Here is a 7,715-nt window from a genome sequence, read left to right on the forward strand (position 1 = left end):
GGGCTCGGAGCGGATGCCGACGTCGTAGAGCACAGCGACGCCGACGACGGGCGCCGAGCGGTCCGGCGCGAGCACCACCCGCAGGCCGTTGTCCAGCGTGTGATGCGTGAGATCGAACGACGGCGCGGGCAGACGAGGCACGCAACCCACCCTAACCACGCGCGATCAGCGCGCGGTCAGCCGCCGGTGAGCGCGGACCGGCCGACGGCGGCGAACCGCGACCACAGCAGTGCCGCGGCCTCGGCGCCCTTGAACAGCATCGGCACGGTGACCTTCTCGTTCGGCGCGTGGATCTGGTCGTCGGGCAGCCCGACGCCGAGGAAGACGAGCGGTGCCTGCACCGCGGCCTGCAGCCCCGCCTCGGGTCCGCTGCCGCCCTCGCGCGTCGGCAATACCTGCGCGCCGTCGAACGCCTCGCTGATCGCGCCGCTCAACGCCTCGTACGCGGGCGTGCCGAGCGGCACCAGGCACGGCCGCACGCCGTCACCCTCGAACTCGACGTCCGCGGTGATGCCATCGGGTGTGTTCGCACGCACGAACTCCTGCACGCCGCGGGTGATCTTCGCCGGATCCTGGTCGGCGACCAGCCGGAACGACAGCTTGACGAACGCGTCGCTCGGGATGATCGTCTTGTGCCCGGCGCCCTGGTAGCCGCCGGCGATGCCGTTGACCTCCGCCGTCGGCCGCGCGCCGATCCGCTCCAGCGTGCTGAAGCCCTGCTCGCCGGACAGCGCGCGCGACTGCGCCACACCGAGGAAGTCGGCCGCGTCGTCGGGCACCTTGGCGAACAGGTCGCGCTCGTCGTCGGTCAGTTCGAGGACGTCGTCGTAGAAGCCGGGCACCTGCACCCGGCCATGGCCGTCGTGCAACGCACCGACCAGGCGGGCGATCGCGGTGGCCGGGTTGGGCACCGCACCGCCGAACACGCCGGAGTGCAGGTCGAGGTCCGGGCCGTGGAAGTTCACCGTCGCGGACACCATGCCGCGCATGCCGGTGACCGTGCTCGGCACGTCCGGCGCGATCATCCCGGTGTCGGTGACCACCACGACGTCGCAGGCGAGCTCGTCGCGATGCGTCGCGAGCAGCTCCTCGAAGTGCGGCGAGCCGGACTCCTCCTCGCCCTCGACGATGAACGTCAGGTTGACCGCGGGACTCGTGCGCCCCGTTGCGGCCAGGTGCGCACGCACCGCGAGCAGGTGGAACAGCAGCTGACCCTTGTCGTCCGACGCGCCGCGGGCGCGCAGCACATCGCCGTCGACGGTCGGGTCGAACGGGTCGGTGTGCCACAGCTCGAGCGGGTCGACCGGCTGCACGTCGTGGTGGGCGTAGACGAGCACGGTTGGCGCGTCGGCGTCATCGCTGCGCCAGTGCGCGTAGACGGCCGGCAGCCACGGGCCGTCGTCCCACACCGCGACCGTCGGGAAGCCGGTGCGGCGCGCGGCGTCGGCGAACCATTCGGCGCTGGCGCGCACGTCGTCGTGGTGTTCGGGCTGCGCGCTGATCCCCGGGATGCGCAGCCACTGGTCGAGGTCGGCGAGCAGGTCGTCGCGGTGCTCGGCGATGAAGTCACGTTCGGCGCTCACGGTTGGCGACGATAGCCTCCCGCGCATGGTCGGCTCCGCGCCCGTGGTGGTGGTCGGCGCCGGCCTGATGGGCGCGGCGTCGGCGTACTCGCTCGCGCGCCGCGGCGTGCCGGTCACCGTGCTGGAGCAGTACCTGCCCGGTCATCCGCATGGCGGTTCGCACGGCAGCGCGCGCATCGTGCGCCGCGCGTACGGCGATCCGCTCTACGTCGGGTTGACCGCCACCGCGTTCGCGCTGTGGAACGAGGTGTCCGCAACTGCGGATGCGCAGCTGCTGCGGCTGCACGGGGCGCTCGACTTCGGCCCGGGCCGCGACGTGCCGCTCGTCGCGACGCTGCTGTCGGACGCCGGCGTGCCGCACGAGGTGCTCTCCGCCGCGGCCGCCACCGACCGGTTCCCCGGCATGCGCTTCACGGGCGACGTCCTGTTCCACGGGCAGGGCGGCACGCTCGACGCAGACCTTGCCGTGACGTCGATGCTGCGGCTCGCGGCTCTCGCGGGCGCGGACGTGCGGACCGGCGCCGCGGTGCGCGCCGTGCACGACGATTCGGTGCTGCTGGCCGACGGCACGTTGCTGCCGGCGCGTTGCGTCGTGGTGGCCGCCGGCGGGTGGGTGTCGCCGTTGCTGCGTGATGTCGTGACGTTGCCGCCGATCACGGTGACGCGGCAGTCGGTGTTCCACTTCCCGCGGCGCGCAGCCGCCGATGCGCCGTGGCCGAGCACGATCCACGAGCTGGGTGGCGGAGCCGTCTACCACCTGGCCGGTGGCCGCGACGGCGGCAGCACCGACGACCGCAAGATCGGTAAGCACGACCCGGGACCGGTCGTCGCCGCCGGTGATGTTGGCCCGGTCGATGCCGACGTACGTGCCGAGATCGTCGACTACGTGTGGACGTGGTTGCCCGGTCTCACGCCCGAACCGCGCGGCGAGACGACCTGCCTGTACGCGGCGACGCCGACCGAGGACTTCCTGCTCGACCGCGTCGGCGACGTCGTCGTCTGCTCGCCGTGCTCCGGGCACGGCGCGAAGTTCGCGCCGCTGGTCGGCGAATACGTCGCCGAACTCGTCCTCGGCGACGGGTCGTCCGTGCCGTCGCGGTTCAGGCTCGCGACGCACCACACGGCGCGCCCCGGCGCCGTCTCGCTCTGACCGAGGCCGTCGCTTAGAACGGGACGAACGTGGTGAGCAGCCCGGTGCCGGTGCCGCGGTAGGACACCAGGCGGCAGAAGTCGACGCCGCGTCGGCGCCCCGAACCCCGCCCGGCACGAGCGGGGGCAATGAGCTCCTCGCGCAACCGCCAACTTTTCTTCACCGCAGCGACGGATAGTTGGCGATTGCGCGACCACACCTATGCATCCGCCCGACGCGGGGCCGGGAGCCGCGCGCAGACCGGCCGTTCCCGGTGACCGCTCGGTCAGGTCCCGACCTGGCCGGTGACGAGATCGCGCAGGGCATCGGCGTCGAGCAGGGCAGCCGGCTCGACAGTCGCGTTCTCGCGTACGTAGTGGAACGCGGCGCGCACCCGGTGCAGGTCGTCCTCCGGCACCTGCGCCAGCCGCGCCCAGGCGAGCCGGTATGCGGCCAGCTGCACCGCGTCGGCCGCGGCCTTCGCGCCGGTGGGCGGCTTCCCGGTCTTCCAGTCGACCACCAACCAGCTGCCGTCGGGTTCGATGAACACGGCGTCCATCCGGCCGCGCACCACCCGCCCGGCGACGGTCATCTCGAACGGCACCTCGACCTCGGCCGGCGTGCGTTGCGCCCACACGCTGCGCTCGAACGCGTCGCGCAGCTCGGCGAGCTCGGCAAGATCACCGGACTCGACGGTCTCGTCTGCCGCGCCGGGCAGCTCGTCGACGTCGAGCAGCGCCTGCGTCTGCCAGCGCTGCTCCAGCCACGCGTGGAAGGCGGTACCGCGGCGAGCCGTCGGCTCCGGCCTCTGCGGCAGGGGGCGACGCAACGACTGCGCGAGCTTGTCGGGATCAGCATGCAGCCGCACCAACTGCGACACCGACAGCTGCGCCGGCAACGGCACGTCGACGGTGGGGCCGAGCGCGAGCCGCTCCCGCTCGGCGAGCAGGACGTCGACGTCGTGCGTCCAACGTGCAGTCAGCCCGTCGCCATCGGCGCCGCCGGCCAACAGCTCCATGCCGGGCAGCGGCAGCGCGGCGCCGGCATGCGCGGGCTGACCGCGGCCCGCGTCGCGCACCAGCGCCGCCCCCGCCTCGACGGCAGCCCGCCGCCCGGACGCGGTGCCCGGCGCGACGCCGAGCGGATCAACCGGCCAGCTGGCGGTGATCGGCTCGACGGTGCGCGGATTGGTGGCGTCCGGCACCGGCTCGAACCACTCGTCCGGCTCGACGGACTGGCAAACGTCACGCAGGTAGGGCGAGGGCTCGCGCGCTTTGGTCGTGGTGTCCCATGCATAGCCGCTGACGAGCAGCGTCGAGCGGGCGCGGGTGAGCGCGACGTAGGCGAGCCGGCGCTCCTCGTGTTCGTGCCGTTCTTTGACCTCGTCGTCGTGCGCCTTGAGCAGCTGGCCGATCTCGACCCGCGACTGCGCGGCGCGGACATCGAGCTCCGGCAGGCCGTCGCGATCACCGCGCAGCGGGCCCGGCAGCTCCTGGCGCGTCCTGGTCCAGTTGCGGCTCCTGGGCTCGGCGGGGAAGAGCTTGGTGGCGAGGCCGGGCACCGCGACGACGTCCCACTCCAGGCCCTTGGCCCCGTGCACGGTCAGCAGCTGAACCCGCTCGGTAGCGACGATGACCTCGCCCGCCTCCAGGCCGTTCTCCTCGTCCTCGGCGGCCTCGAGGTAGGCGAGGAACGCGCGCAGGCTGTTGTCGCCGGCCTCCGCCGCGAACTGCGCGGCGACGTCGAGGAAGCGGTCCAGATGCACGCGGCCGACGTGGGCGCGGTCGGCCCGGGCGGCGACCTCGATGTCGACTCCGGTGACGTGCTCGACGTCGGCCACCAGCTCGGCCAGCGGCGCGGTGAGCCGCCGACGCAACCGGCGCAGCTCCTCGGACAGTCGCGCGATGCGCGGGCCACCGGCGGATGAATAGTGCCCGAGCGGCCCCGGGTCGTCGATGGCCTCGACGAGGCTGATCGGCTCGCGCTGCTCGTCCTCGGTGAGTGTGTCGCCGGCTGCGTCGCCGGCACCGGGGCCGCCGCGCACTAGGTGACGAGCCCGCCGGTTGAGCACCGCGAGGTCACGCGCGCCGATGCGCCACCGCGCGCCGGTAAGCAGCCGCATCAGGGCGCCGCCCGGTTTGTGGTCACCCAACACGCGCAGGGTGGCGACGACGTCGACGACCTCGGGCGTGGTCAGCAGCCCGCCCAGCCCGACGATCTCGACCGGTAGCTGTGCATCGTGCAACGCCTCGGCCAGCGCCGGCAGCTGCGTGCGCCGCCGCACCAACACCGCGGCAGTGCGCTCGCCGTCGTCGGGCAGCGCGTCCCACGCCTCGCGCATGCGCTGCGCGACCCAGGCCGCCTCGTCGTCGACGGTCTCGACGAATGCCGCCGCGACGTGGCCCGGACCGCTGCCGGCGTGCGGGCGCAGCGGCTCGGTGCGGGTGGTGGCGCGCAGCGGGACGGCCACCGCGTTCGCGGCATCGAGGATCGCGCGGTCGTTGCGGAAGCTGGTGGCCAGCGGGAAGAGCGTCGCCGGCGTGTGATCGGCGCGCGGGAACGTGATGTCGAACGCCGCCATATTGCCCGAGCTCGCACCGCGCCAGCCGTAGATCGACTGGAACGGGTCGCCGACGGCGGTGACCGGATGACCGTCACCGAACAGCCCGCGCAGCATGACGATCTGCGCGTGCCCGGTGTCCTGGTACTCGTCGAGCAGGACGGCGCGGAAGCGTCCGCGCTCCAGCGCGGCGACCTCGTCGAGGCAGGCGAGCTGCGCGGCGAGGCGCATCTGGTCGCCGAAGTCGACGGCGCCGAGCCGCTCCTTCGCGAACTGGTACTCGCGCACGAGCGGCACGAGGGCGTGCCGCTGCCGCAGCGCCATGACGTAGTCGGCGGTGCCGGTCGGGATCTCACTGCGCGCGCGGGGGCCCTTCGGCAGCGCGAAGAAGTGCTCGAGCGCATGCGTGCAGAACTGCTCGACGGCATCCGGGTCGGCGAGATGATCTGCGAACTGGCCGGACATCGCGATCATCCAGTGCACCAGTGACCCGATGGCCCGGAAGTCCGGCAGCTCACCGTCCCAGCGCCGCACCACGGTGTCGGCGATCTGCCACAGCAACGCCGGGGACAGCAACCGCGCATCCGGTTCCGCGCCGACGCGCAGCGCCTGTTCGCCGACCAGCCGGCCGGCGTAGGCGGCGTAGGTGGAGACCGTCGGCTCACTCGCGTAGAGCTGCGCCAGGTGCTCGACGTCGTCCGGCGCGTTCTGCTCGACGACGCGCCGCCACTGCGCGAGCCGGCGACGGATGCGGGCGCCGAGCTCGGCCGCGGCCTTGCGGGTGAACGTCAGGCCGAGCACCTCGCCGGGTGCCACGCGCCGGTTGGCGACCAGCCACACGACGCGGGCGGCCATCGTCTCGGTCTTACCGGAGCCCGCGCCGGCGATCACCGCGGCCGGCTCCAGCCCGGACTCGATCACCGCTGCCTGCTCGTCGGTCGGCGTGGGCAGGCCGAGCAGGGCGGCCAGTTCGGTCGGCGACACCTGGGCGGTGGTCAGAGCTGTCATGAAACAACCTGCTGGCCCTGCACCTGCAGCGGGCAGCACGTCCGCACGTCGCAGGTCTGGCAGCGCGAGTTCAGCTGCGCGGTGAACTCGGCACCGCGCATGCGCTGCGCGACGTGATCGACAGCGGCGCGCGCCCACTGCGGGTCGTCAGCCTGCGCCAGCGGCGGTTGCCACTGCTCGACCGGACCGCCGGCACCGAGCTGCACGAGCAGTGCTCCGCCGGCGACCGCGCCGTCGTCGGGGAACGCGCCGTGCTCGATCGCGAGCTGGTACACGCCGAGCTGCGGATGTTCCGGCAGCTCGGCCGCGCCGGGCTTGCTTTTGCCGGTCTTGAGGTCGACGACGACGAGCCGGCCCTGCTCGTCGCGTTCGAGACGGTCGACCCGGCCGCTGAGCTGCGCGTCGCCGACCGTGACGGTGAACTCCTCCTCGACGGCGAGCCGCTGCAACCGCGTGCGGCTGTCGCGCAGCCAGCCGGTGAGGCGCTCGAGCATGATCGTCGCGCGGGCCTTCTCGTTGTCGGCGAACCAGGACGCGCCGAAGTCGATGGAATCCCAGACGGCGTGCAGCTGCCGCTCGAACTCGGCCAGCGGTTGGTCGTCCGGCGCCTGCGACGCGAGATCGTGCACGAGGTTGCCGAGCGACGCGGCGACGGCTTCGTCGTCGCGGACGCCGAGATCGGCCATGAGCGTGCGCAGCTCGCAGGTCAGGAACGACTCGACCCGCGACGGGCTGATGCGTACCGGGCGGTCCGGATCGGCCACGGCGTCCTCGGTGGAGATCGGCGAGAGCCCCCACCACTGGTCGGGGTCGGCGCCGCGCACGCCCGCCGCGGCGAGCCGCGCCAGCTGCGCGGCGGCCGCGGTGCGCGCGCTCGAGCGCACGGTGTCCGGATCGGCACAGACGACGGCGCGCAGCTCGGCGACGAGGCCGGGCAGGTGCACGCCGCGGATCGGTTGAGCCGGCGCGCGCGGCGACTCGACCGGGTCCAGCTCGTCGAGCAGCCGCGACGGCTGCTCCTCGTCGCCCGCGACGGCGGTGGCCACGAGCTGCAAACGCGCCCGGGTGGCCGCGACGTAGAACAGCCGGCGTTCCTCGGCCAGCTGCGCGTCGACCGACGGTCCACCGGGCACGTCGATGCCGCGTACGGCGTCGACGAGCTCCTCGCCGCCGAGCAGCGACCCACGCCGGCGCAGGTCCGGCCAGGTGCCCTCCTGCACGCCGGCGACGCACACCAGATCCCACTCCAGGCCCTTGCTCGCATGCGCGGTCAGGATTGAGACGGCGTCGGTCTCGACCCGCGTGCCGCGGAACGTGTCGCCCGGGATCTGCTGCGCGCGCACGTGGTCGAGGCCCTGCCGCGGCGCCGCGCCGGGCAGTCGGGCGGGGCAGTCCGCGGCCGTCGCGAAACGCTCGCGCACCGCGGCGAGGTCGC

The 7,715-nt window shown here is 73.4% G+C and carries 5 protein-coding genes and 1 pseudogene; 1 reads left to right on the forward strand and 5 read right to left on the reverse strand.

Annotated elements, in window-relative coordinates:
• Together ACFFCN_RS17810 and ACFFCN_RS17815 are read right to left on the reverse strand one after the other, a co-directional pair.
• Positions 1–150, reverse strand: a pseudogene (locus ACFFCN_RS17810) (insulinase family protein); the annotation flags it as partial.
• Positions 151–176: 26 nt separating this feature from the next.
• Entirely contained in the window at positions 177–1,610 is a 1,434-nt protein-coding gene (locus tag ACFFCN_RS17815; RefSeq protein WP_375493837.1) for a M20/M25/M40 family metallo-hydrolase, read from the reverse strand.
• On the opposite strand from ACFFCN_RS17815, the gene ACFFCN_RS17820 reads away from it, so the two are divergent.
• On the forward strand, positions 1,609–2,733 hold the full coding sequence (locus ACFFCN_RS17820; protein ID WP_375493839.1) for an FAD-dependent oxidoreductase: 1,125 nt from the start codon (positions 1,609–1,611) through the stop codon (positions 2,731–2,733). The two genes, ACFFCN_RS17815 and ACFFCN_RS17820, sit on opposite strands and share 2 nt — an antisense overlap.
• A gap of 13 nt (positions 2,734–2,746) precedes the next feature.
• Here ACFFCN_RS17820 and ACFFCN_RS17825 read toward each other — a convergent pair whose 3' ends face one another.
• The 3 genes from ACFFCN_RS17825 to ACFFCN_RS17835 form a co-directional block, all read right to left on the reverse strand.
• A complete protein-coding gene (locus ACFFCN_RS17825) occupies positions 2,747–2,896 on the reverse strand; it encodes a hypothetical protein (RefSeq protein WP_375493841.1) in 150 nt (49 codons plus the stop codon).
• Positions 2,897–2,998: 102 nt separating this feature from the next.
• Complete coding sequence (locus tag ACFFCN_RS17830) at positions 2,999–6,280, reverse strand: ATP-dependent helicase (RefSeq protein WP_375493843.1); 3,282 nt, start codon at positions 6,278–6,280, stop codon at positions 2,999–3,001.
• On the reverse strand, positions 6,277–7,715 hold a 1,439-nt coding region (locus ACFFCN_RS17835), incomplete at its 5' end, for a PD-(D/E)XK nuclease family protein (protein ID WP_375493845.1). The genes ACFFCN_RS17835 and ACFFCN_RS17830, both read right to left, overlap by 4 nt.

It is taken from the genome of uncultured Jatrophihabitans sp., assembly GCF_964246335.1.
Lineage (GTDB): Bacteria > Actinomycetota > Actinomycetes > Mycobacteriales > Jatrophihabitantaceae > Jatrophihabitans.